The sequence below is a fragment of the Longimicrobium terrae genome, assembly GCF_014202995.1.
Lineage (GTDB): Bacteria > Gemmatimonadota > Gemmatimonadetes > Longimicrobiales > Longimicrobiaceae > Longimicrobium > Longimicrobium terrae.
In genome coordinates, this window is the sequence record NZ_JACHIA010000034.1 from 13,887 (window position 1) to 38,272 (window position 24,386).

Consider the following 24,386-nt stretch of genomic DNA (forward strand, 5'->3'; position numbering starts at 1 on the left):
TTCCAGGAGCGAATGAATTCACCGCTGGAAAAGCACGAAATCCGCCTTCGCGGACTGCGGCGGCGGGCTTGGTGGGGGGCGCAGGTCGATCGGTGGCGGAAGGTCGGGAGGTGGAGACGCAGGAGGTGGCGTGATGGCAGACGGATGCTCCTGCCTGATCGCGTCGGTAGAAGTCTGCGCAGAGCGGCAGTCCGCGAATCGGGCGGATCATCCGCATCGTGCCGCGACCTGACGTGTGCGGCGGAGTCCCGCTGAAAAGACGCGATCAGGTGGTCAGCGCGGGCGCCGGGCATCATCGCCCGCCCGCACCCACCGATGCGGCGGACGGGGTGAGACGGATTACGACAGGGCGCGGACGACCAGGATCGCGGGACAGCCGGAATGAGCCGATCGCGCGAGGCGGTCAGATGACGCCGACCGCGGCACGATCGGGACTACGCGGATCGCGGCGCGGACGGGATGTTGCCGACCGCAAGGACGTCGCGCCGTGCTAGTTGCCGCCGGACCGGTACGGCGCGCCGACCTTGAGCGTGACGGAGATGGCGCCGTGGGTGTGGTTGAGGCCGAAGCGCGCCGTGGCCTCGTTGGCATCCATGAACGCGATGTGATGGATGGAGTTGGTGTCCAGCTCGCGCAGGTTGGCGAGCCCGCCCATCCGCATCTCGTTGACGTAGACCACGATGCCCGGCTCCTGGCCGAACGTGGTGGGCCCCGTGGTTACGTACAGCCAGCGCGGCCGCAGCTGCTGGATCAGATCGTACGCGCTGGACGCGGTGCTGGCCTCCACCTCTTCCACGGCGATCAGGCGCGCGCCGCCGTGGCGGGCCGGCCGGGAATCGCTGGACGGGTTGCCCGCGCAGGCCGCGAGCGCGGCACCAAGGGCGAGCACCGCGAAAATCGATCGCATGAGACAGACTCCGGAGGGAGGGGACGGCGAGACCCGCACCTGTGGCAGCATACCGCGCGCCGCGCCGCGGGAAAAGAGTGTTGATGGGAACATTTGACGGGGGCGGACGGGTATGCCGGGGCCCGCGGGGAGCCTGCGCCTTGCCGCGCGGGAACGCGGCTGTATCTTCGCCGCTGATCCCCATCATCCCGGAAACCGTCCCGAGGGAGCACGCCCCTTGAACTTTCATCGCAGCATCGCGCGCGGGCTTCCCGCCCTGGCCGCGCTCGCGGCCGCGCAGGCATGCGCGCCCGCACCCATGCAGGACCCCTCGGCGTCGGCGCCCGCGCCCGCCGCCAGCCCCGCCGCGGCGGCGGAAGCCATGCTCCCGCTCAAGTACACGGCGCGCCCCACCGTGGCCGACATCACCCCGGGCGACCTGATGAGCCGCCTGTACGTGCTGGCCGACGACAGCATGATGGGCCGCCAGGCGGGGCACATCGGCAACAAGAAGGGGACGGACTACATCGCCGCCGAGTTCCAGCGCATGGGGCTGGAGCCCGCGGGCCAGAACGGCACCTTCTTTCAGACCATCCCGCTGGCCGTCACCCGGCTGGGCGACGGCGCGGCCATGACGGTGGACGGCGCCGCGCTGCGCGTGGGCGCCGACTGGGTGCCGCTTCCCTACACGCAGGGCCGCTTCGGATACGCGCCGCGGCTGCGCGCGCAGAACGCCCAGGTGGTGTTTGGCGGCACGCTGGGCGGCGCGATGATCACCGACCGGCAGGCCGCCGGCAAGGTGGTGGTCATGCTTCCGCCGGTGCAGGGCGGGCAGCCCAACTACCGCATCTGGCTCGCCCCGCAGCCCTCGCTGCCGAGCGCCGCGGCCGTGGTGGTCGCCTCGCTGGACGTGAGCCCGCAGGGAATCCGCAACCTGCCCATGGCGCAGCAGGCCGGGCTGACCGATCCGTCGCAGATCCCCTCCACCGGCCCCGGCGGCGTGCTGGTGACGCGCGCCGTCGCCGAGCGCATGCTGGGCGCGCCGCTGGACGGGCTGCAGCCCGGCGCCGCCGGCCGCGCGCGGGTGAACGCCAGCTTCGACTACGCGCCCCGGCCCACCGACGCGCCGGCGCGCAACGTGGTGGCCATCCTGCGCGGCTCCGACCCGGCGCTGCGCGGGCAGTACGTGGGGATCAGCGCGCACAACGACCACGAGGGCTACGCCGACCGCCCGGTGGACCATGACTCGCTGATCGCCTACAACACCGTCATGCGGCCGCAGGGCGCCAACGACCAGCCCGGCACCCCCAATGCCGCGCAGGCCACCCGCATCCGCGCGCTCCGCGACTCCATGTCGGCGCTGCACCCGGCCCGCCGCGACAGCATCTACAACGGCGCGGACGACGACGGATCGGGCACGGTGACGCTGATGGAGATCGCGCAGCGCATGGCCGCCAGCGGCACCCGCCCGCGCCGCTCCATCCTCTTCATCTCCCACACGGCGGAAGAAAGCGGCCTGCTGGGATCGCAGTGGTTCAGCGACCACCCCACGGTGCCGCGCGACAGCATCGTCACCGTGCTCAACATGGACATGGTGGGCCACGGCCGCGCGTCGGAAGTGGGCAACGGCGGGCCGTACTCGCTGCAGATGATCGGCTCGCGCCGGCTTTCGACGCAGCTGGGCGACCTGATCGACGCGCTGAACGCGCGCCGCCCCAACCCCATGCAGATCGACTACAGCTGGGACGCCGCGGGCCATCCCGCCAACCGCTACTGCCGCAGCGACCACTTCATGTACGCGCGCCACGGCATTCCCATCACCTACTTCTCCCTGGGCTACCATCCGCACTACCACATGGTGACGGATGAGCCGCAGTACATTGACTACGAGCACATGGCGCGCGTGGGCTCGTTCCTGCACGACATCGCCACGGAAGTCGCCAACCGCCCGGCGCGGCTGGTGGTGGACGGCCCGCGGCAGGACCCCAACGCCCCCTGCCGCCAGTAGCGGCAGGTTCGGTGGATGAACGGCGCCCGCTCCGGATCTCCGGGGCGGGCGCCATTTTCATCTGCTACCCATTCCGATGCAGGTGACGGGGTGTTACGTTTCTCGTCTATTGCCCTGAATGGACAGTCCCGCCCGGCCGGGCGCCCGCGATCCGCGCGGGGCACGCACGGCCACGCTCCCCGCGACCGCCTCGTCCGTGATGCTTCCGCACGCGCCCGGCGCACCCCGGTTCGCCGCGCTGCTCTCCGCCGACACCCCCGACGATGGCTTCCGCCGCCTGGCCACCTTTGCCGCGCGGCTGCTGAGCGTTCCCGTGTCGGTGGTGAGCCTGGTGGACGGGCGCGCGCCGCTGGCGGCCGGCTCGCCCGGGGAGGAATGGCGCGCCCGGCGCGAGGCCCCGCTGTCGCGCTCGCTGTGCGGCGTGGCGGTGCACGGCGGCGCGCCGCTGCTGCTGGAGGACGCGCGGCTGCACCCCGCCGTGCTGGCGGATCCCGGCGTGTGGCTGGGCGAAGTGGGATACGCCGGCGTACCGTTCGCCGGCGCGGACGGGCGCATCGCCGGGGCGCTGTGCGTGGCGGACGGACGCCCGCGCGCGTGGACGGCGGAGGAGGCGGACCTGCTTTCGTCGCTGGCCGGCTTCGCGACCCTTCTGCTGTCCGCGGAGGACGGGCCCTCCGCGGTGGACCAGGCCATCGCCGCGGCCACGCGGAGCGCGCGCAGCGGGGTAAGCCTGCGCATGCTCAAGAAGGCGGTGGAGACGATGCAGGTGGGCGTCACCATCACCGGGGTGAACGGGCGCATTCTGTACAGCAACCCGGCGGACGCGCGCATGCACGGCTACACCAGCGAAGAGTTGGTGGGCCGCTCCGCCCGCATCTTCGCCCCCGCGGAGCATGCCCGCCCGCTGCGCCCGGAAACCCTGCCGGACGTCAGCAGTTGGAGCCGCGAAGCCGTCAACGTACGCAAGGACGGAACGACCTTCCCGGTGATGCTGCGCAGCGACGTGGTGCGCGACGCCGCGGGCCGCCCCGTGGCGCTGGTGACCTGCTGCGAGGACCTCACCCACCGCAAGCAGCTGGAGCACGAACTTCTCCGCAACGCCTTCTACGATCCCGTCACCGGCTTTCCCAACCGCGGCCTGCTGACGCACCGGCTGGAGCTGGCGGTGGAGCACGCCCTGCGCGGGCCTCGCGGCTTCGCCCTTCTCGCCATCGAACTGGACCGCATTCAGCTGGTGGGCGACACGCTGGGGCGCGCGGGGGTGGAAGACCTGCTGCGCGCCGCGGCGGAGCGGCTGCGCGAGTGCGTGCCCCCCGAGGCGATGATCGCGCACGTGGGGCCGGATCAGTTCGCCGTGCTGATCGACGAAGTGGTGGGGATGAAGGAGGCCACGCACGTCGCCAAGTGCGTGCGCGGAACGCTGGCGGAGCCGTTCTCGCTGGGCGGGCGGGACGTGTACACCGGCGCCAGCATCGGCATCGTGATGGGCGGATCGGAGTACCGCCGCCCGGAAGACGCCCTGCGCGATGCGGGGATGGCGATGATGCGGGCGCGCGAGGCGGGCGACGGCCAATACCAGGTGTTCGATCCCGCCATGCACGCCGAAGCCATGGCGCGGCTGCAGCTGGAAACGGACCTGCGCCGCGCGCTCGAGCGCGACGAACTGCGCGTCTTCTACCAGCCCATCGTGCGGCTGGACACGGGGCGCATCGCGGGGTTCGAGGCGCTGGCGCGGTGGGAGCACCCGGAGCGCGGGCTGATCATGCCGGACGACTTCGTCCCGCTGGCGGAGGAGACGGGGCTCATTGTCCCCATCGGGCTCTGGGTGCTGGACGAGGCGTGCGATACGCTGCGGCGGTGGCAGGCGCGGCCGGGCGGCGCGGAGCTGCGGATGGCCGTCAACCTGTCCGCGCGGCAGTTCACGGCGCGCAACCTGGTGCAGCGGGTGGAGGCGGCGCTGCGGCGGACGGGGATCGCGCCGCACACGCTGGAGCTGGAGATCACCGAAAGCGTGATTCTGCACAACACGGCGGCCGTCATGGATACGCTGGCCCGGCTCAAGCGGCTGGGGGTACAGCTGCACATCGACGATTTCGGCACCGGATATTCGTCGCTCAGCTACCTGCACCGCCTGCCGATGGACGCGCTCAAGATCGACCGCTCGTTCGTGGCGGGCGGCGAGGGCGGCGGCAGCCTGCAGATGGTGCGGACCATCGTGGCCATGGCGCACGCGCTGGGCGTGGCCGTGGTCACGGAGGGGATCGAAAGTCCCGAGCTTCTGGCGGAACTGCGCACGCTACGGTGCGAATACGGGCAGGGCTACTTCTTTTCGCGCCCGGTTCCGGCGGACCAGATCGAGGCGCTGTTCGATACGGAGCCGAGCTGGTAGCGGGGCCGGCCCTTACACCGTTTCACGCGGAGGACGCGGGGGTGGCGGAGGGGCGCGGGGGAACTGCAGGGGATCGACGGACGGGATCTCACGCAGAGCAGCAGAGCAGCAGAGAAAACGGAAGCGGAAGATCTCCTTGATCTTCTGCTTCCGTTTCAGCTTATCGCTTCTCTCTCCACGCCCGCGGCGCGTTCCTTCTGGCGTAACATCAAGCTGAATCCCCCGTATCTGTTCACCTATTCCCTATTCCCCATTCCCTATTCCCTGCCGTTCCCCGCACGAAACTCTTGCGCACACTGCAGCCATGACGGCAATATGCCCCGTCACGGGCCGCACCATATCCCCGTTGCATGTGCTTTCCCCGCCGCCGTTCCCCCGGAATGACGGCCGCTTCACCCCTGGATCCATCTCCGCGCCATGTCCATCCGCCCCATGCACCGCGCCCTTCCGGGCGTTCTGGCGCTGGCCGCCGCGCTTTCTCTGAACGCCTGCACGGTCGCCATCGGCGCCGCGCCGGAAACCGCCAGCCGCAACACGCGCCCGGCGCCGCGCCCGGAAATCGTCATTCCCGCCGAGCCGCTGGCCGCGGGCGAACTGGCCCCCGGCGCGTCGCTGCTGATTCCCGTGCGCGGAATCCGTCCCGCGCAGCTTGCGGACACGTACGCCGACGCGCGCTCCGGCGGCCGCACCCACCACGCCATCGACATCATGGCGCCGGCGGGCTCGCCGGTGGTGGCGGCGGCGGACGGCACGGTGCACCGGCTGCGCACCGGCGGACTGGGCGGCATCACCATCTACCAGTTCGGCGATGACGGGCGCACGCTGTACTACTACGCCCATCTGCAGCGCTACGCGGCCGGCATCCGCGAAGGGCAGCGCATCCGCTGCGGCGAGATCATCGCCTACGTGGGCGACACGGGAAACGCGGGGGCCGGCAACTATCACCTGCACTTTTCCGTGGGCCGCCTCAGCAATCCCGAGCGCTACTGGGAAAGCGAGAACGTGAACCCGTATCCGCTGCTGGCCGGCTCCGCTGCGCGGGTCCGCACCCCCGTGGCGCGCGACCGCTGACGCGCATCCGCCGCGAACGCAGTGCAGAAAAAAAGCCTCGCCGGATGTGTCCGGCGGGGCTTTTTCGGGCGGATGACGGCGCGCCGCGGCTCATCCGGGATCTCCCATCCAGAGTGGCGCGCCAGCAGGGTTGGATTGCGCGCGCACGGCGGTTAGGTTCGTCGCCCCCAGTCAATCCGGGACCGGCTTCAGGGATACGATGGCCACGCAGAATCACGTTCTTCCTCCCCTTCGCCCCGCCCGCATCCAGCGCATCCTGTCGCCGTTCGTCCGCTTTGCGCACGCGGAGTCGGCGGGGGGAATCGTGCTGATCGCGTGCACGCTGGTGGCCATCATCGCGGCCAACTCGCCGTGGCGCGAGGCGTACCACACCTTCTGGGAAACGCCGCTCACCTTTCGCTTCGGCGGCCAGGAGCTTTCGTACGCGCTGCACCACTGGGTGAACGACGGGCTGATGGCCGTCTTCTTCTTTCTGGTGGGGCTGGAGATCAAGCGCGAGTTTCTGGTGGGCGAACTGGCCTCCGCCAAGCGCGCCGCGCTCCCCATTGCCGCGGCGCTGGGGGGAATGGTGGTGCCGGCGCTGATCTTTGCCGCCGTCAACATGGGCGGCACCGGAACGCGGGGATGGGGAATCCCCATGGCCACGGACATCGCCTTCGCGCTGGGAGTGCTGGCGCTCATGGGCCCGCGCGTTCCCCTGTCGCTCAAGGTGTTTCTCGCCGCGCTGGCCATCGTGGACGACCTGGGCGCGGTGCTGGTGATCGCCCTCTTCTACACGGCCAGCATCAACTGGGCGGCGCTGGGAATCGGCGGGGTCGTCCTCGTCATCCTCGTGATCCTCAACCGGCTGGGCGCGCGCAGTCCCCTGACCTATGTGATGGCGGGCGCGGTGCTGTGGGTGGCCTTTCTGCTCAGCGGCGTGCACGCCACGGTCGCCGGCGTGCTGCTGGCCATGACGATTCCCGCGCGCACGCGCATCGACACGCAGGAGTTTCTGGACCGGGGCCGCAAGGTGCTGGACCACTTCGAGGCGGAGGGCGAAGAAGGCCCCAGCGTGCTGACCAACAAGGGGCAGCAGGAGGCCGTGCAGGAGATGGAAAACGCCTGCGAGGCCGCGCAGGCGCCGCTGCAGCGCATCGAGCACGAACTGCACTACTGGGTGGCGTTCGGCATCATCCCCCTGTTCGCACTGGCCAACGCGGGCGTGCACATCAGCGGCAACGTGCTGGCCGCCTTTCGCGAGCCGGTTACGCTGGGCGTGATGCTGGGGCTGATCGTGGGCAAGCCGATCGGGATTTCGCTCTTTGCCTGGCTTTCCGTGCGGATGCGCCTGGCGGAACTCCCCTATGGCGCCGACTGGAGCGCCATCCGCGGCGTGTCGCTGCTGGGCGGGATCGGGTTCACGATGTCGCTGTTCATCAGCGCGCTCGCGTTTCCGCAGCACCCGGAGTTCAACGAGGACGCCAAGCTGGGGATCTTCGTGGCCTCGTTCGTGGCCGGCATTCTGGGATGGCTGGCGCTGCGCAGGCTGCCGGCGACCATCGAGCGGCGCGAGGCGGAACGATGAAATGCGAGGGGCCCGCCATCGTGCTGGCGGGCCCCTTCGCGTTTCTCACTTCCTCACCGGCTCTCGCAGAACTGCCTTTTCATCGGTTCTCAGCCGTGCCCACCCGGAGGACGCCATAAGCGAAGGTGGGGGTCAGGTCGGCATTCTCGATCCCGTGTCGGGCCTCGTTCTGCGTACTACTACCGCATCAACCGCCGCGGAGTTTCATCACCTGCATTAGCGGAAGATGAACTTCCGCGCCCCGCGATCTTTCGTACGCGGCGTGCGGGCGAAAGGTTTCGCCCCCCGCGTACATCCACTTAGACACGCGATCCCCCCGAAAGGTTGGCATGCCCTCCAAGAGCGCGCATCGAGACGAACTGCAGCGGATTCCCGGCGTGGGCCCCAGCCTGGCGGCGGACCTGCGGCTGCTGGGCTTTCCCTCCATCCAGTCGCTGCGCGGCGCCGATCCGGTGGCCATGTACGAGCGGCTCAGCGAAATGACGGGCGTGCACCAGGACCGCTGCGTGCTGTACGTGTTCCGCTGCGCCGTCTACTTCGCGTCGGAGCCGGAGCACGATGCAGATCTGCTGCTCTGGTGGTCGTGGAAGGACGATGGCGCCGCCTACCAGCCCGGCCGGGCAGGCGCGTGCTGATCGACGATTTTCTCCCCGCGGCGGACTTCTCGGAACGCCACGCGCTGCGGGTGAATGCGTCGCCGCAGCGGGCGTACGCGGCGGTGCGGGGGCTGGAGGGCGGCGGCGGATGGATCACGCGCACCCTGTTCGCCCTGCGCTCCATTCCCGCGCGGCTGGCGGGCAGGCGCGGTCTGGTGGATGACGAATCGCGTCCCGCGCTGGATGCGCTGCTGCGCGCCGGCTTCGTGCTGCTGGCGGAGGACGCGCCGCGCGAGATCGTCCTGGGCCTTACGGGGCGGTTCTGGAAGCCGGCCGGAGACATCCGCCGCGTGGAGGCCGATGCGTTCCGCTCGTTCCGCGAGCCGGGGATGGCGGTGGCGGCGTGGAACTTCACCGTGCTCCCCGCTGAGCGCGGGTCGCTGGTGGTCACCGAGACGCGCGTGCGCTGCACGGACGATGCGGCGCGCCGGTCGTTCGGCCGCTACTGGCGCGTCGTGGGCCCGTTCAGCGGATTGATCCGCCGCGACATGCTGCGCGCGGTCCGCCGGGCCGCGGAGCGCGATCCGGGCTGAGGCGCGGAATCGCCGGATTTCTCCCGGGGCGGAGTGTGTGTTTCGCGCGGGGGAGCGCGGGGGTGGCGGAGGAACGCGGGGGCCGCAGAAGATTGGTCGCGCGGAGCGGGCGGCGGTTGGCGGGAAAGGGTGAAACGGCATCTCACGCGGAGGCCGCGGGGGTCGCGGAGGTCGCGGGGAACGGACAACGACGGAGGAACCGAGGGTGAAGCGGATCTGTGTGTTCTGCGGGAGCAGTGCGGGGGCGCAGCCGGCGTACGCGCACGCGGCCGGTTCGGTAGGGCGCATGCTGGCGGCGCGCGGCATCGGTCTCGTCTACGGCGGCGGCAAGGTGGGGCTGATGGGCGTGGTGGCCGATGCGGTGATGGCCGCCGGCGGAGAAGTGATCGGCGTCATTCCCGAAGCGCTCATGCGGCGCGAAGTGGGACACGGCGGATTAACGGAGCTGCACGTCGTGGGCTCCATGCACGAGCGCAAGGCGCGCATGGCCGACCTGTCCGACGGGTTCATCGCGCTCCCCGGCGGCTACGGGACGTTCGAGGAGTTCTTCGAGGTGCTCACCTGGTCGCAGCTGGGCATCCATCCCAAGCCGTGCGGCCTGCTGAACGTGGGCGGCTTCTACGATCCGCTCCTGGCGATGGTGGACCACGCCGTCCGCGAGGAGTTCGTGCGGCCGGCCCACCGCGCGCTCATTCTGGACGACGCGGATGCGGAGCGGCTGCTCGAGCGGATGGCGGATTTCGCCCCGCCCGCGGTGGAAAAGTGGATCCGCCCGGAGCAGCGCTGACCAGCAGGGTTGGATTTGTGGCGCCCCGGGTTTATGCTCCGTGCGCAGACCCTTCCATCCACCCGCGTCGCCGCCGATGATGCAGCCTGTTGATCCACCGCCGTTCCACGCCGTCCTGGGGATGGCGGGCTGGGCGCCCATGCTGGTGCTGCTGGCCGGGCTGGTGCTGCTGTGCGTGGAAGTGTTCGCCCTTCCCGGCTTTGGCGTGTCGGGGATCATGGGGGTGCTGGCGCTGCTCGCGGGCGCCGTGCTCCTGATCGCGGGGCCCCTTCCCGGCGTGGCGGACGTCACCCTGGCCACCTTTGCCGTCCTTTCCGCGCTGGCCATGCTGGCCGTGGGCACGTGGGCCGTGCTGGCCACCCGGCGCGGCGACTACCACGCGATCTTTGGCGGATCGCTGGAGCGCGAGCGGGGCTACGTCTCCGCCCCGCCGCGGCCGGAACTGGAAGGCGCAGAGGGCGTGGCGCTCACGGATCTGCGTCCCGCGGGCGCCGCGCAGATCGGCGGCGAGCGGCTGGACGTGGTGAGCGACGCGGGATGGATCGGCGCGGGAACGCCGCTGCGCATCCTTCGCTCCGACGGCTACCGCACCGTCGTGCGCCCGCTCGCCCCGCGCGAAGCGGACGCGCGGGACTGATCCCGCAACACGGGCCAGCGGCTCGCAACTTCTTTCGCCGCAACCCCGTACGCATCCCCGCCGCCGGCACCGGGCCGGCGGCGGCCCGCGCATCCGCGGGACACCTTTCCCTGATCCACAGGACCTGGCCCATGGATGGACTCGCCGCAGGCAGTGCGCTGATCCTCGTCTTCTTCGCCATCATCGCCTTCTTTGTCCTCATCACCCTGATCCCCGTGGGGCTGTGGGTGCAGGCGTGGACGTCGGGCGTGTACGTGCCGTTCGTGCAGCTGATCGGCATGCGCTTCCGGCGGGTGAGCCCGGGGCGCATCGTCAATCCGCTCATCACCGCGCGCAAGGCCGGTGTGCGGCTGGAAGTGGATGAACTGGAAGGGCACTACCTGGCCGGCGGCAACGTGGAACGCGTCGTCCAGGCGCTGATCGCGGCCGACAAGGCCGGCATCGGCCTCACCTTCGAGCAGGCGGCCGCCATCGACCTGGCCGGGCGCGACGTGCTGGAGGCGGTGCAGACCTCCGTGAACCCCAAGGTCATCAGCACGCCGCGCGTGGCGGCCATGGCCAAGGACGGCATTCAGCTCATCGCCATCGCCCGCGTGACGGTGCGCGCCAACATCAACCGCCTCGTGGGCGGCGCGGGCGAGGAAACGATCCTGGCGCGCGTGGGCGAGGGCATCGTGTCCACCATCGGCTCGTCCATCAGCCACGCGGCGGTGCTGGAGAACCCCGACAACATCAGCAAGACGGTGCTGGCCAAGGGGCTGGACGCGGGGACGGCGTTCGAGATCCTGTCCATCGACATCGCCGACGTGGACGTGGGCAAGAACATCGGCGCGGAACTGCAGACGGACCAGGCCGAGGCCGACAAGCGCATCGCCCAGGCCCGCGCGGAGGAGCGGCGCGCCATGGCCGTGGCGCTGGAGCAGGAAAACCAGGCGCGGGTGGTGGAGGCGCGCGCCCGGGTCATCGAGGCCGAGGCGCAGGTGCCCATGGCCATCGCCGAGGCGTTCCGCAACGGCAACCTGGGGGTGATGGACTACGCGCGGTACCAGAACGTGCAGAGCGACACGGGGATGCGCCGCGCACTGGCCGGTCCTTCCGCGCCCGGCGGGCAGGGCGGCGGCCCGCAGGGGAGCTGACGGTGGGATGGCTGATCACCGCGGCGGTCGTCTTCTGGATCTTCGGTCTGATCCAGAAGGCCTCGCAGTCGCGGCTGCCCCCCACCACGTACGAGGGATTTCAGGCGGAAGAACTCGTTCATCGCGCGCTCCCCGCCGGGCGCATGCAGCTGGCGATGGAGGCCAGTTCGTCCGAGGGCGAGGTGGATGAACTGGCGGCCGACACCGACCTGACGTTCGACGACGACGTGGACGACGGCGAGGACGCGACGGGGGACCTGGTGCTGTTCACCCCGCGCGCCCCCGTGGTGCTGACGACCACCGAGGCGCGCCCGCTTCCCGAGGCCGCCCGCGCGCTGGAGGCGGAGGTGGACTGGACGGCGGAGCACGAGCGCTTTCACCGGAAGTACGTGGACGCGCCGGCGCAGGCGCACCCCCCGCACCACGCGCTGCTGCAGGAACTTCGCGATCCGGAATCACTGCGCCGCGCCATTCTGATGTCCGAGGTGCTGGGCCCGCCCGTCAGTTCGCGGGAACCGCGCGAGTTCTGAAGCCGGGCGGAAAGTCGGGTAAGTGGATGCGGGGCAGGCGGATGCACATCCGCCTGCCCCGTTTTTCCATCCTGGACGGCGGGCGGCGGGCAGAGCGCCGCGTTGACGGCAGGACTCTTGCCAAGTAGCTTTCCCGCAGGAAACGGAAGGGGAGTAGCTTACCGGCGAGACAGCCGGCGGCCGGATCGTCAAGACTGCGGGGCAACCCGCACGGTCCGGTTGGGATGCGGCGCGTGGATGCGCGTCGCGATCAGGGCGAGACCTTCGTCTTTGGACCCAGGTGCCTTTGTGCATCTGGGGCCGGACGAACGGTATCGCCCGTTTTCGTGCATGCATACGTCCCGCGCGGGCGTCCATCCGGGGAGGCAAGTTGCTGAAGGGACACGTTCTGCCCTACGTGGGCTTCACGGTGCTGGTGTTCATCATCCTGGCGTTTGACCTGGGTGTGATGAACCGCAAGGCGCACGTGGTAAAGCCGAAGGAAGCCGGCCTGTTCGCCGCCTTCACCATGACGCTGGCCCTGATCTTTGCCGGCCTCATGTGGACCGGCAACCTTCCCGTGGAAGGAACGGGGGGGCAGAAGCACGCCCTGGAGTTCCTGACCGGCTACCTGATCGAGCTGGCGCTGAGCGTGGACAACATCTTTGTCTTCGTTCTGATCTTCGCCTACTTCAAGGTGCCGCCCAAGTACCAGCACCGGGTGCTGTTCTGGGGCGTGCTGGGCGCCCTGGCCATGCGCGGCGCCATGATCGCGGCGGGGGCGATCCTGATCGCGCGCTTCGAGTGGATCATCTACGTGTTCGGCGCGTTCCTGGTGTACACCGGGATCAAGATGGCCACGCAGGACGAGATGGACGTGGAGCCGGAATCCAACCCGGCGCTGCGGCTGATCCGGCGCATCATGCCCATCTCCAACACGTACCACGAGCAGCATTTCTTCGTCAAGGAAACCGTAGCCGGAAAGCTGCGCTGGGTGGCCACGCCGCTGCTGGTGGTGCTGGTGCTGGTGGAAACGACGGACCTGATCTTTGCCGTCGACAGCATTCCCGCGGTGTTCGCAGTTACGCGCGACCCGTTCCTGGTGTACACCAGCAACGTGTTCGCCATCCTGTGCCTGCGGTCGCTGTACTTTCTGCTGGCCGGGGTGATCGACAAGTTCCACTACCTCAAGCTGGGGCTGTCGATCGTGCTGGTGTTCATCGGCGCCAAGATGCTGGTGGTGGCGCTGCACGTGCACATTCCGGTGCTGGTGTCGCTGCTGGTGGTGGCCGGGGTGCTGGGCGGGTCGGTGGTGGCGTCGCTCATGTTCCCCAAGCAGCTGGAGGAGCACGACGAGGTGACGCACGACCCGCTGGACGAGAGCGACGATCCGCCCGGGCCGGTGCTGCGCGGGAAGTAGTGGGATCGATTGATGAAACGCAGAACGGCTCTCCGGACGGAGAGCCGTTCTCGTTTTCATCTGGGTCCAGGGCGGCCCCCACCCGGGCTCGTACTACTCGCCCACCCTCCCCCAAAAAAGACTGGGGGAGGGTTGGGGCGGGCGGATGGTTTGGTGCGGGCGGCGGAGTTGGTCGCGGCGGCGAGTATCTGGAGCGAATGAATCCGCCGCTCCAGAAGCGGAAAGCCCCGACTCACGGCCGCTGTCGCGTCCATGATCGGGGCTTCAACTGCATCTGGGGCGGGTTACGCGCGCGCCGGTTGGTTAGCTCGGCGGATAGTAGATCCTTCGTCGGCGCCAAGCATCGGCGCGGCGGAAGGTCCGTCCGGCGCCTTCTCAGGATGACGCCCTTTGGGCGTGGCGCGGATGGTCGTCGTGCGGGGGGCACGTGGCCGTGGCGCTGACCCCGGGCCGTCGTGGTGTCTGTCATTGGTTGAAGCCCCGGGCGTGGACGCGACAGCGGCCACGAGCCGGGGGTTCCCGCTGTTTGAGCGGCGGATTCATTCGCTCAACAGACCCCGCTCACGCGCGGATCTTCGCCTCCCCGCACCGAACTATCCGCCCCATCAACCCTCCCCCAGTCTTTTTTGGGGGAGGGTGGGCCGGTAGTGCCGGCCCGGGTGGGGGCCGTCGTGAGCCTCGCCCGCCGGGCCGGATTCTACGCTCTTCCCATCCGCCGAAAAAGAGGAAGTCTCAGTCCGCCGTGGCCAGCGCGGGGAGCGCGGCCAACGGATCGGGAGCCACGTCGCGAAACGCGCCCAGCACCTCCATCAACCGGTCCACATCCGCCTCGTTGCTGGCGATCCCCACCGACACGCGTACCGCGCCCACCGGGTGGTCGCTCATGCAGTCGCTGAAGACCTGGATGTTGAACGTCTCGGCCGTGAGCGTGTTGATGCAGCGGAACGCGTCCTCATCCGCATACTCGAACGCGAACTCGGCCGCGCCGGGGTTGCAGAAGAAGCCCGTCCGCAGCGAGATCCCCGCGTCGTTGGCGCACTGCTCCACCCCGCGGAAGTCCACCAGCCCGCCCTCCGGATCCAGCAGGTTGAACGCCAGCGTGCCGCCGCGCCCCTCCATGCTGGCCGGTCCGTAGAACCGCACCATCGGTTCGCCGTTGCTGTGGCGCATGGATGCCAGCCCGTTCAGCATCCGCTCCGCGAGCCGGGTGACGTGCGCGTTCACGTTCTCGATGCCGATCCCCTCCAGAAAATCCAGCCCGGTGGTGACCGCGGCGATCCCCAGGTAGTTCAGCGTACCGTCCTCGAACGCGCGGCCCGTGACGTGGGCCATGTGCATCTGGTTCTGCGCCGACACGAATCGCACCGTTCCGCCCGCGAACCACGGCCGGTGCAGTTCGCCCAGCGCGTTGCGCCGGGCCAGCAGCACGCCCACCCCGGTGGGAAAGCCGAACATCTTGTAGAACGACACGCACACGAAGTCCGGCGTGACCGTGCTCAGGTCCAGCCGGTTGGTGGGGACGTACGCCGCCGCGTCCAGCACCACGTGGTAGCCGTACTCCTGCGCCAGCGCCACCAGCTCCAGCGGATGCTTTACGCCCGAGAAGTTGGACTGCGCGGGAAAGGCGAACAGATTGTGCCCGCGGCGGCCCGCGCCGGCCAGGTGCGCCTCCACGTCCGCCAGGCGCATCTCCGGACCCATGGGCACGTAGCGCACGTCCGCGCCGTGCGCCGAGGCGAACTCCCGCAGGCCGTTGACGCTGTTGTGGTTGTCCGCCGTCAGCAGAAAGCGGCCGCCCGGCTCCCACGGGTACGCCTCGCCGATGAGCTTGAGCGCGCCACTGGCGTTGAGCGTAAACACGACTTCGTACAGCTCGGGATCGGCGTTGAAGTACGCCAGCACGCGCTGCCGGGCCGTTTCGCACTGCTGCGTGGCGGCCAGCGAGGTGGGGTTTCGCGAATGCGGATTGCCGAACACGCCGGCGCAGAGAAAGTCCGCGTGGGCGCGCACCTGCGACTCGGCGTACAGCCCGGCGCCGGTGTAGTCGAGGTAGACGTGCCCCTCCGCGTCCAGGCGGCTGAACTCGCGATCGCGCAACTGCTGGAAGGTGTCGTGCATCGTGGGCTCCTGCATGGGGTTCGGCGGACCCGCAATATAGGGTACAGCGGGGTGGAACGGAATTCCCGCGGCCTTCCGGGCCTCAGTGCGGCCCCCACCCGGGCCGGCACCACCGGCCCACCCTCCCCCAAAAAAGACTGGGGGAGGGTTGAGGCGGGCGGTTGATACGGTACGCCACGAGGAGTACCGATCGGCGCGAACACTCTTGAGCGGATGAATCCGCCGCTCCAGAAGCGGGAACCCCCGACTCGCGGCCGCTGTCGCGTCCACGATCGGGGCTTCAACTGCGTGGGAACCACATCCCGTGCGCCACCCTGCCCCCTCGCACGGCACCTTGTCATCCTGGGAAGGCGCCGCCTGACCTCCGCCGCGCGGAGGCCTGGCGCCGACGAAGGATCTGCCATCCGCCGAGCCCACTACGCGACGCGCACGGACCTCGCCCCGCATGCAGTTGAAGCCCCGAACGGCGCGCGAATAGCGCCGTGTCGGGGGTTCCCGCTGTTTGAGCGGCGGATCCATTCCGCTCAGAAAACCCCGTTGCCACGCGTTCCTCGGAGCACCTGACGGTACCGTTCATCACTCTGGCGTGGCGTCCAACGACGATGCTTCCCAACCGACTCAGGCTGTCCTCGACAGACTGACGGTTCCCTCCATCGACGAGACCACGACGTAGATCACGCGCCGGATCGACGTCTACACGCCCGCGTGCTCGCGATCGCGCGGCGGGGACGAGGATGCGGCGGGCCCACCCGTCACCGAACCCGACCGGTCGCGGCGGGCGGCGCGGAGTTCGGCGCGGGCTTCGGCCAGGGCGGCGCGCATCCGCGTGCGCCCCGCGTCGCCGATGTCCTCGCCCGCGAAGCGCGCGCGCAGGTACAGGCGCACGACCTCCCCGGCGGGGCGCCACCCCGGCGCCGCGGCGCGCGCCAGGCGCTCGGCGAAATCCAGCGGCCCGCCGCCGTCCATCCCCATCCGCGCGTACACGCGGCGGAGCGCGAGGTACACACGCTGCTCCGGCGAGCGCGGGCCCGATCTGCCGCGCCGCATCCAGATCGCCGCGGCCGCCGCCACGCCGATCGCGATCGCCACGGGAAGCATGGGCGGCGCGCGGAACGGCGCCCGCTTTCCATCATCCCCGAAGGCCCGCTCCCGGTCTCGCTCGAAAAGGTCGCCCAGGCGGCGCGCCATCCCCAGCTGCTTGTCCAGGTCGTAATCCAGCACCCAGCGGTACCAGCGGTGCTCCATCCCATCGAACCAGAAGCGCAGCGGCCACGCCCACGCCTCGCCCGTTTCGCGGTTCACCAGGTCGTCGCGCGAGGGCGGCGTGGGATCGAACGTCACCCATCCCAGGCCGCTGAACCACACCTCCACCCACGAGTGCGCATCGTTTCCCGTCACGGCCAGGTAGCCGCCGGTCTGGTTCCACTCGCCGCCCAGAAAGCCGGTGACGTTGCGCGCGGGAATCCCCGCCGTGCGCATCAGCATCACCATCGCCGTGCTGAAGTACTCGCAGTGGGCCTGCCGGCGGCGGAAAATGAATCCCTCCAGCGTGCCCTCGTCGCGCGTGCGCGGCAGGTCCAGCGTGTAGCCGAAGTTCTGCCGAAAGTAGCGCTCCACGGACCGCGCCTTGTCCAGCCGGTCCGCATACGGCCCCGTCAGCGAGTCCGCCAGCCGCTTCATGGCCGGCGTAAAGGCAGGGGTCTGCAGATACGGATTCAGCAGCCGCGAATCCGGCCGCCGCGCCGCGCGCAGCCGTCCGTCCGGTGGCGCCTCGGGTCCGTAGAGGACGGTGTAGACGGGGACGTCCGATCCAAAGTACAGCACGTCCCCTGACGGCTCCTGAAAGGCGCGGATGGCCGAACGCGCCTGCACCGCCAGCACCGGATGCGGCCCGAACAGCACCTCCGCCCCCGACGGCCCGCCAAAGATGCGCGCCCGGCGCGACGTTCCGCCCCAGCGGGCCAGGTACGCCGGCCCGGGCATGGCGGGTCCGGGAAGCCCGCGCGTGCGAGACCACCGCACGCCGTCAAAGTGGTCGAACGAGCGGCCGCGCCAGTGCATCCGCTCCGCGTTCGCCGGCACACTGTCCGCAAACTCCACCCGCAACGCCACTTCGGGGTTGGATGACAGGCGCCCGCCCAGCTGCCCCAGCCGCACCTCGTCCGAAAAGCCGGCCATCACCTCGCCGTCGCCGCTGCGCCCCTGCACGTTCCACGTCCGCGGCAGGCGGGGAAAGAGGATGAACAGCCCCACCGCCACCGTCAGCGTCACGGCGGAAAGCGCGGCCATCGCCCCCGCCATCCGCCGGCTGACCCGCACGTCCGGCGCGTGGAAGCGCTCGGCCTGGCGGCGCAGGTGGCCCGCCATCATCGCCAGCGTCGCGAGCACGATGAACGCGACGAACGCGGCGGCAAACGGAAGACCGGGATAGAACGCCGTCGCCGCGACCAGGAGCGCAAAGGAGAGCAGGTACAGCCGCCCGTCGTTCCGGGTCTCCAGCGAGCGCAGGCTTTCGCCGCCCAGCAGCAGCAGGAGCATGGCCATGACCGCGGGCATGAAGTCCGCGCTCAGCACGAAGGCGACGTACAGCATCCACGCGCACAGGCCCACGATGAGGATGCGCGTGCCCCGTTCGATCAGCGCGCTCCACCGCGCGGAGGGCGGGCGCACGACGGCGGCACCCAGCGCGGCGCCGGCGATCCCCACGTCCGCCGTCCACCCCGCGCCGGCGGCGTAGGCGGCCAGCGCGGCCAATCCCATTCCCGCCGTCAGCCGGCGGTGCAGCTGCGCGGCGGTCATCGTCCGCCTCCCGCGGCGGCAAAGACGTCGCCCCAGCCGGGGCCGGGCGCGCCGGCGGTCACCAGCACGCACTCCGCGGGGGGGACGGGCGGGTCCAGCCGCGGCGCGTCCGCGCGAAGCTCGGCGCGGGCGAGCGCATCCAGCACCCGCTCCAGCTGCGCCGCGCCGCCGGCCGGCCGCACCCGCGCATCCTGCGTCGCCAATCCGAACGACTCTCCCCGCCGGGATGCACGTGCCGCCAGCGCAGCGGCGATCTCCACCGCGGCCTCGCCCAGTTCGTCATCCACCGAAAGCAGGTCCAGGCACAGCCAGAGCGCGCGCGACCGGTCGCGCTCGTACTCGCGCACGACCGGGTGGCCCACGCGGGCGGTGGTGCGCCAGTGCACGTCGCGCGGGTCGTCGCCGGAGCGGTACGGGCGCAGGCCGCGGTACTCGCCGCGCGCGCCGGCCGCGCCGGACATGGATTCGCCGCTGCTGCGCACGCGCTCGCCGGACGGGCGGGGTTCGCGCACGGGGCGGTCCGTCCGCGGCCAGACCACCACTTCGCCGGCGAGGTCCATGTCGCGTTCCTTGACGAACAGGCCGAATGGAAACGAGGTGGATACGACGATGGTCTCCAGCGGCACCACGCCGCGCGCAGGCCACACGTTTTCCGCCCGCGCCGCGCCGGTGGATTGCGGCGCGATGACGGGCGTCCATCCCCGCCCCGCCATGCCGTCTTCGCCTGCCTCGATGGAGTAGGCGGAGAGGCGGCGGTTGCCGTTGCGGATCTCGTAGGTGATGCGCGCGGGCTCGCCGGCGGTGGCGCGGGGCACGCGGCGGCGGATCTCCAGCCGGCGCACCATCTGTTCGGAAAGCACGCCGCTGAGCGTGATGAAGCCCAGCATTCCGCCGAGCAGCAGAAAGAGCAGGTTGTTGCCGGTGCCCATGGCGGCCAGCCCCAGCAGCACCGAACCGCCGGTAAAGAACCATCCCCCGCGCGAAAAGCGCAGCCGGCGCGGCGGCCGGAGCCAGCGTCGGATGCGCTTGCGGATGCGCTGCGTGCGAGTGAGCGGAACGGTCTTCACGGCGGTGTTCGCTGGATCAGGTACGGCGGATAAGGGATAATCAGGGCACGTGATAGGCGCAGGGAGAACTGCACGTCCGTGCGTTCCGGATGGCTCGGCGCGGCGGCAGGCAGCCCTCACCCCCCGGCCCCCTCTCCCGCAAGCGGGAGAGGGGGAGACCTCAGCGCGGGCGCCGCCTGCGGAATGGGCCGCCGTTTCTTGCGCGGTTGAAGCCCCGAACCGGACGCGCCAGCGGCTGGTGTCGGGGCTTTGCGCTGTTTGAGCGGCGGATTTATCCGCTCAACGGATCCGCTCACGCCACGTTTGTGTGCATCCCGCGCCGGCCTCTCCGCCCCGCCCCAACCCTCCCCCAGTCTTTTTGGGGGGAGGGTGGGCCGGTGGTGCCGGCCCGGGTGGGGGCCGCCCGCGAACTTCGCGCTTCAGACGGGAACCGGGATGCGCGCGATGATCTCATCCAGCAGCATCACCGCCTCGCCATATGCCTCACCGGTGGCGGCAGATGCGCCGGCGGGGAGCAGACGGTGGGCGAGCACGGGGCCGGCCAGGCGACGCACGTCATCGGGAACCAGGAACTCGCGGCCGTCCACCAGCGCGTACCCCCGTGCCGCCCGCAGCAGCGCGATCGCCCCGCGGGTGCTGGCTCCCGCGCGGAACCGCGGCTCCGTGCGCGTGGCCTGCACCATCGCCATCAGGTAGTCGATGATGGACGGATCGGCGTGCACCGAATCCACCCGGTCCTGCATCTGCACGACGGACTGCGGGTTCAGCACCGGCCGGATGCGGTCAATGGGATCGTGCACGCCGGACGACTGCAGCAGCACCGTGCGCTCCTCGTCCGCGTCCGGATAGCCGATGGAAAGCCGCATCATGAAGCGGTCAAGCTGGCTTTCCGGAAGCGGATAGGTGCCGTGCTGCTCCAGCGGGTTCTGCGTCGCCATCACCAGAAACGGGCGCGGCAGATCGAAGCTGCGCTCGTCGATGGTCACCCGGCCTTCCTGCATGGCCTCCAGCAGCCCGCTCTGGGTGCGCGGCGGCGCGCGGTTGATCTCGTCCGCCAGCACCATGTTGGTAAAGATCGGCCCGGGCCGGGTCTCGAACTCGTGCGTGCGCGGGTTGTAGACGCTCACGCCGAGCACGTCGCTGGGCAGCAGGTCGCTGGTGAACTGGATGCGGCGGAAGTCCAGCCCCAGCGCCGCCGTAAGCGCGCGCGCCAGCGTAGTCTTGCCCACGCCGGGCACGTCCTCGAACAGCAGGTGCCCGCGGGCCAGCAGCGCGGCCACGGACAGGCGCACGGTTTCGCGCTTGCCGCGAAATACGGTTTCCACCTGCGCGACCAGATCGTCGAGCAGGCGAAGGTCCAGGTCCGGTGCGTCGACCGGAACGGCGTTCAGCATGGACGCGTTCGTGGGATGGCGGGAGATGCGGATGATTCGCCGCCCTGTACACCCACGTGACAGGAACGGTCGTTTCGTTCGATGATCGTGACTTGACTCACCTGTGGCGGATTCCGTCATCCCGGGATGTGCAGCACGGTCTCCTCGACCGACGGTCCCGGGCGGATACGTCCGAGTTTGATGGAGATACCGGGCGTCTGGCCCGCATCGTCCGTGGCGGCGTGTGATTGATCAGCACGATGTCGGGATCGATGATCTTCCGCGCGACTACCGCGGCTCCGCGCCGTTCGTCAAAGCACCAGCTTCATCCCCTCGTGCGTCGCGCGGAAGCCGAGTCGCTCGTAGAAACGATGCGCGTCGGTGCGCGACTTGTCGGTGGTGAGCTGCACCATCCGGCATCCGCGCTCGCGGCACTGGCCGATAGCCCACTGCATCAGCGTGGCACCCAGCCCGCCGCTGCGCTCCGACTGCGCGATGCGCACCGCCTCCACCAGGCCGCGCCATGCTCCCCGGTGCGAAAGGCCCGGCAGAAACGTAAGCTGAAACGTGCCCACCACTTCCCCCGCCCGCTCCACCACGGCCAGCAGCTGGTTGGGATCGCTGTCGATGGCGTGAAACGCGTCCGTGTAGCGCGCATCCAGCGGGATGGTCGGATCTTCGCGCTTTCGGCCCAGCGCGTCGTCCGCAAGCATCGTAATGATGGCGGGAAGGTCGGCCGCAGTAGCGCGGCGGATGACGGGTTCAGTCATGATAGAGCCAGGAGCGATGGGAATTGGCGCGGCATCGACAGCCTCCTACAAGATTGCCGATTGGCCGGTGCTCGCGCGAGGGGACAGCGCGGTGCGGTGCGCCGGGCGACTGTTCGCTCGTTCACCCAGGCTCTGGCGCGGCGGCGGGCAGCCCTCACCCCCCGGCCCCCTCTCCCGCAAGCGGGAGAGGGGGAGACCTCAGCGCGGCATCATGCTTCGGTTTGCGTCCACAATCCCGGGCAGCTGACCCCCTCCATGCGTAACGTGGAGCAATCCGCCACTGGTGCGGAAACTCGAGTTGCTGCAACAACGGCACGAACTTTCCCCGCCCCTCCTGACTCGCACTGACGCACCCCGCACCCAGCACTCACGCACTTCCCTCAGTTCGAACGTCCGTGCGGCGTCTTGTTTTCCGGCGGGACGTCCGGCATTTTCACGGCTTGGCCGCCCGCCGGCGCATCCCCGGCGGGCGCAACGACTTCGGGTTGATTCAGGAGAGCTGATGCGCAAGGCGAACACCCTGGTTCCGCTGCAGCCGGTGGAGCGCGACACCATTCCGCGCATCTTCTTCGGCGGCATCGACCGGCACCACCGCGACCAGGCCATGATGTACCGGGCTGGCGGTAAGTGGCTTACGCTGTCGCACGCGGAAATCGAAACGCGCGTCACCCGGCTCGCCGCCGCGCTGTCGGATCTGGGCGTGGGGACGGGGTCGCGCGTCGTCATCCTGTCGGAAAACCGCCCGGAGTGGGCCATCGCCGACTTCGCCGTCACCGGGCTGGGCGCCATCGACGTCCCCATCTACCCCACCCTTCCCGCCAACCAGGTGGAGTACATCGTCCGGGACTGCGGGGCCTCGGTGGTGTTCGTGAGCAACGCGGACCAGGCCGCCAAGATCGCCGAAATCCGCGCCAACCTCCCGGACGTGCAGCACGTAATCGCCTTTGACGGCAAGGGTGAGGGCGTGACACCGCTCGACGACGTCCTCAAGGCCGGCGAAACCGCCATCGCCGCGGGACGCTTCATCGAGTTCCGCGAGCGGGCGCTGGCGCTGGGCCGCGACGAGGTGGCCACCCTCATCTACACCAGCGGCACGACGGGAAATCCCAAGGGGGTGATGCTCACCCACTTCAACCTGGCGTCAAACGTGGCGGGGTGCCTGCAGCACGGGCTGGGCGACATCATCCACCCGGGCGACACGACGCTTTCGTTTCTGCCGCTGTCGCACGTATTTGAGCGGATGGTGGACTACCTGTACTGGGACGTCGGCACCTGCACCGCCTACACCAGCGTGGACACCGTGGCCGACGACCTGGGCGAGGTGCGCCCCATGATCGCCGTCTCCGTTCCGCGCCTGTTCGAAAAAATCTACAGCAAGGTGGTGAGCGCCACGGGAATCAAGGCGCACATCGTCAGCTGGGCCAAGGGCGTGGGGCTGCGCGTAGCGGACCTGCGGGTGCAGGGGCGCAGGCCGTCCGGGCTGCTGGGCGTGCAGTACGGGATCGCCGACAAGCTGGTGTTCAGCAAGCTGCGCGAGCGCACGGGCGGGCGGCTGCGCAGCTTCGTCAGCGGCGGCGCGCCGCTGAGCCCGGAGATCGCGCGCTTCTTTCTGGGCGCCGGCCTTCCCGTCTACGAGGGATACGGGCTGACCGAAACGTCTCCCGTCATCGCCGTCAACAAGCCGGACGCCATCCAGGTGGGCAGCGTGGGGCGGCCCATCCCCGGCGTGGAGGTGCGCATCGCGGATGGTTCGGGCGAGATCCTGACCCGCGGGCCGCACGTGATGAAGGGCTACTGGAACAACGACGAGGCCACGCGCGAGGCCGTGGACGCCGACGGCTGGTTCCACACCGGAGACATCGGCGAGCTGACGGATGACGGGTTTCTGCGGATTACGGACCGGCTCAAGAACATCATCGTGACGGCGGGCGGCAAGAACGTGGCGCCCGCGCCCATGGAGAACGTCGCGGTGATGTCGCCTTATGTGAGCCAGGCGGTGATCATCGGCGACCGGCGCGCGTTCCCCGTCATCCTGGTGGTCCCCGAGTGGGAGAACCTGCGCCCCTGGGCCGCGCAGCAGGGGATCACGGCGACAGACGTGGATGCGCTGGCCGCGGAGCCGCGCGTGCGCGAGTTTCTGGAAAAGGAGGCGCTGGGCGGATTGGCGGAATACGCCAAGTACGAGCGTCCCAAGAAGGTCGCCGTGATCGCGCACGAGTTCACGATCGACAACGGGATGCTGACGCCCACGCTCAAGGTGCGGCGCAAGGCGGTGGAAAAGGAGTATGCGGCCGTGATCGAGGAGCTGTACGCTGGGAGCAGCGCCGGCAAGGTGTGATGGCGATCGCGGGGGGATGATCAGGAAAGGCCGGGCTCCGCGAGGAGTCCGGCCTTTTTCTCGGGATGATGAGGATGGGCGCGTCCGCCGGCTGTGGCCCTCACCCCGCGTGCTGCGCACGACGACCCTCTCCCACGAACAGATGTGGGAGAGGGAGCACACCCCAGGATCGTGCGGATTGGGAAAGGTTGCTCGTGTCATACGCCCTGCGAGGCCCCTCCCCCGGCCCCCATACGCGCTAACTTATTCGGCTAAGTAGTGATAAGCCAGTTAGTTGCAGCGCTCGTTTTCGTGGCCGCTCACGCAGTCGCCGGCTCAACTC

General features: G+C 69.8%; 18 protein-coding genes. 12 read left to right on the top strand and 6 right to left on the bottom strand.

Annotated elements, in window-relative coordinates; all coding sequences use genetic code 11:
• Positions 1 to 490 precede the first annotated feature (490 nt).
• A complete protein-coding gene (locus HNQ61_RS27435) occupies positions 491 to 907 on the bottom strand; it encodes a hypothetical protein (protein ID WP_170033628.1) in 417 nt (138 codons plus the stop codon).
• A gap of 217 nt (positions 908 to 1,124) precedes the next feature.
• Between HNQ61_RS27435 and HNQ61_RS27440 the strand changes: the two genes are divergently transcribed.
• The 11 genes from HNQ61_RS27440 (at position 1,125) to HNQ61_RS27490 (ending at position 13,599) form a co-directional block, all read left to right on the top strand.
• Entirely contained in the window at positions 1,125 to 2,894 is a 1,770-nt protein-coding gene (locus HNQ61_RS27440) for a M28 family peptidase (protein WP_170033630.1), read from the top strand.
• A 118-nt stretch (positions 2,895 to 3,012) separates the two neighbouring features.
• The gene (locus HNQ61_RS27445; protein ID WP_170033632.1) at positions 3,013 to 5,283 is read left to right on the top strand and encodes a putative bifunctional diguanylate cyclase/phosphodiesterase; all 2,271 of its coding nucleotides are present in this window, start codon (positions 3,013 to 3,015) and stop codon (positions 5,281 to 5,283) included.
• 417 nt (positions 5,284 to 5,700) lie between these two features.
• The gene (locus tag HNQ61_RS27450; RefSeq protein WP_170033634.1) at positions 5,701 to 6,354 is read left to right on the top strand and encodes a M23 family metallopeptidase; all 654 of its coding nucleotides are present in this window, start codon (positions 5,701 to 5,703) and stop codon (positions 6,352 to 6,354) included.
• A gap of 199 nt (positions 6,355 to 6,553) precedes the next feature.
• Entirely contained in the window at positions 6,554 to 7,921 is a 1,368-nt protein-coding gene (gene nhaA / locus HNQ61_RS27455; RefSeq protein ID WP_170033636.1) for a Na+/H+ antiporter NhaA, read from the top strand.
• A 329-nt stretch (positions 7,922 to 8,250) separates the two neighbouring features.
• Complete coding sequence (locus HNQ61_RS27460) at positions 8,251 to 8,556, top strand: helix-hairpin-helix domain-containing protein (protein WP_170033638.1); 306 nt, start codon at positions 8,251 to 8,253, stop codon at positions 8,554 to 8,556.
• Complete coding sequence (locus HNQ61_RS27465; RefSeq protein ID WP_170033640.1) at positions 8,550 to 9,110, top strand: DUF2867 domain-containing protein; 561 nt, start codon at positions 8,550 to 8,552, stop codon at positions 9,108 to 9,110. The genes HNQ61_RS27460 and HNQ61_RS27465 overlap by 7 nt, the downstream gene beginning before the upstream one ends.
• A gap of 205 nt (positions 9,111 to 9,315) precedes the next feature.
• Entirely contained in the window at positions 9,316 to 9,897 is a 582-nt protein-coding gene (locus HNQ61_RS27470) for a TIGR00730 family Rossman fold protein (protein WP_170033642.1), read from the top strand.
• Between the two features lie 76 nt (positions 9,898 to 9,973).
• Positions 9,974 to 10,534 (top strand): NfeD family protein, encoded by a 561-nt coding sequence (locus HNQ61_RS27475; RefSeq protein ID WP_170033644.1) that lies wholly within the window; start codon positions 9,974 to 9,976, stop codon positions 10,532 to 10,534.
• Positions 10,535 to 10,665: 131 nt separating this feature from the next.
• The gene (floA, locus tag HNQ61_RS27480; protein ID WP_170033646.1) at positions 10,666 to 11,670 is read left to right on the top strand and encodes a flotillin-like protein FloA; all 1,005 of its coding nucleotides are present in this window, start codon (positions 10,666 to 10,668) and stop codon (positions 11,668 to 11,670) included.
• 2 nt (positions 11,671 to 11,672) lie between these two features.
• Entirely contained in the window at positions 11,673 to 12,200 is a 528-nt protein-coding gene (locus HNQ61_RS27485) for a hypothetical protein (protein ID WP_170033648.1), read from the top strand.
• A gap of 370 nt (positions 12,201 to 12,570) precedes the next feature.
• A complete protein-coding gene (locus HNQ61_RS27490; RefSeq protein WP_205761372.1) occupies positions 12,571 to 13,599 on the top strand; it encodes a TerC family protein in 1,029 nt (342 codons plus the stop codon).
• 732 nt (positions 13,600 to 14,331) lie between these two features.
• Here HNQ61_RS27490 and HNQ61_RS27495 read toward each other — a convergent pair.
• The 5 genes from HNQ61_RS27495 to HNQ61_RS27515 form a co-directional block, all read right to left on the bottom strand.
• Complete coding sequence (locus HNQ61_RS27495) at positions 14,332 to 15,717, bottom strand: aminotransferase class V-fold PLP-dependent enzyme (protein WP_221239732.1); 1,386 nt, start codon at positions 15,715 to 15,717, stop codon at positions 14,332 to 14,334.
• 693 nt (positions 15,718 to 16,410) lie between these two features.
• Complete coding sequence (locus tag HNQ61_RS27500; RefSeq protein ID WP_170033652.1) at positions 16,411 to 18,516, bottom strand: transglutaminase TgpA family protein; 2,106 nt, start codon at positions 18,514 to 18,516, stop codon at positions 16,411 to 16,413.
• Positions 18,513 to 19,583 carry a DUF58 domain-containing protein gene (locus HNQ61_RS29765; RefSeq protein WP_183685865.1) on the bottom strand — a complete coding sequence of 357 codons (1,071 nt, stop codon included), beginning with the start codon at positions 19,581 to 19,583 and terminating at the stop codon, positions 18,513 to 18,515. Before HNQ61_RS29765 ends, HNQ61_RS27500 begins: the two co-directional genes overlap by 4 nt.
• 419 nt (positions 19,584 to 20,002) lie before the next feature.
• Positions 20,003 to 20,977, bottom strand: coding sequence for an AAA family ATPase (locus tag HNQ61_RS27510; protein ID WP_170033656.1), 975 nt, complete (start codon positions 20,975 to 20,977; stop codon positions 20,003 to 20,005).
• A 290-nt stretch (positions 20,978 to 21,267) separates the two neighbouring features.
• A complete protein-coding gene (locus HNQ61_RS27515; RefSeq protein WP_170033658.1) occupies positions 21,268 to 21,726 on the bottom strand; it encodes a GNAT family N-acetyltransferase in 459 nt (152 codons plus the stop codon).
• A 502-nt stretch (positions 21,727 to 22,228) separates the two neighbouring features.
• On the opposite strand from HNQ61_RS27515, the gene HNQ61_RS27520 reads away from it, so the two are divergent.
• Complete coding sequence (locus tag HNQ61_RS27520; protein ID WP_170033660.1) at positions 22,229 to 24,064, top strand: AMP-dependent synthetase/ligase; 1,836 nt, start codon at positions 22,229 to 22,231, stop codon at positions 24,062 to 24,064.
• Positions 24,065 to 24,386 lie beyond the last annotated feature (322 nt).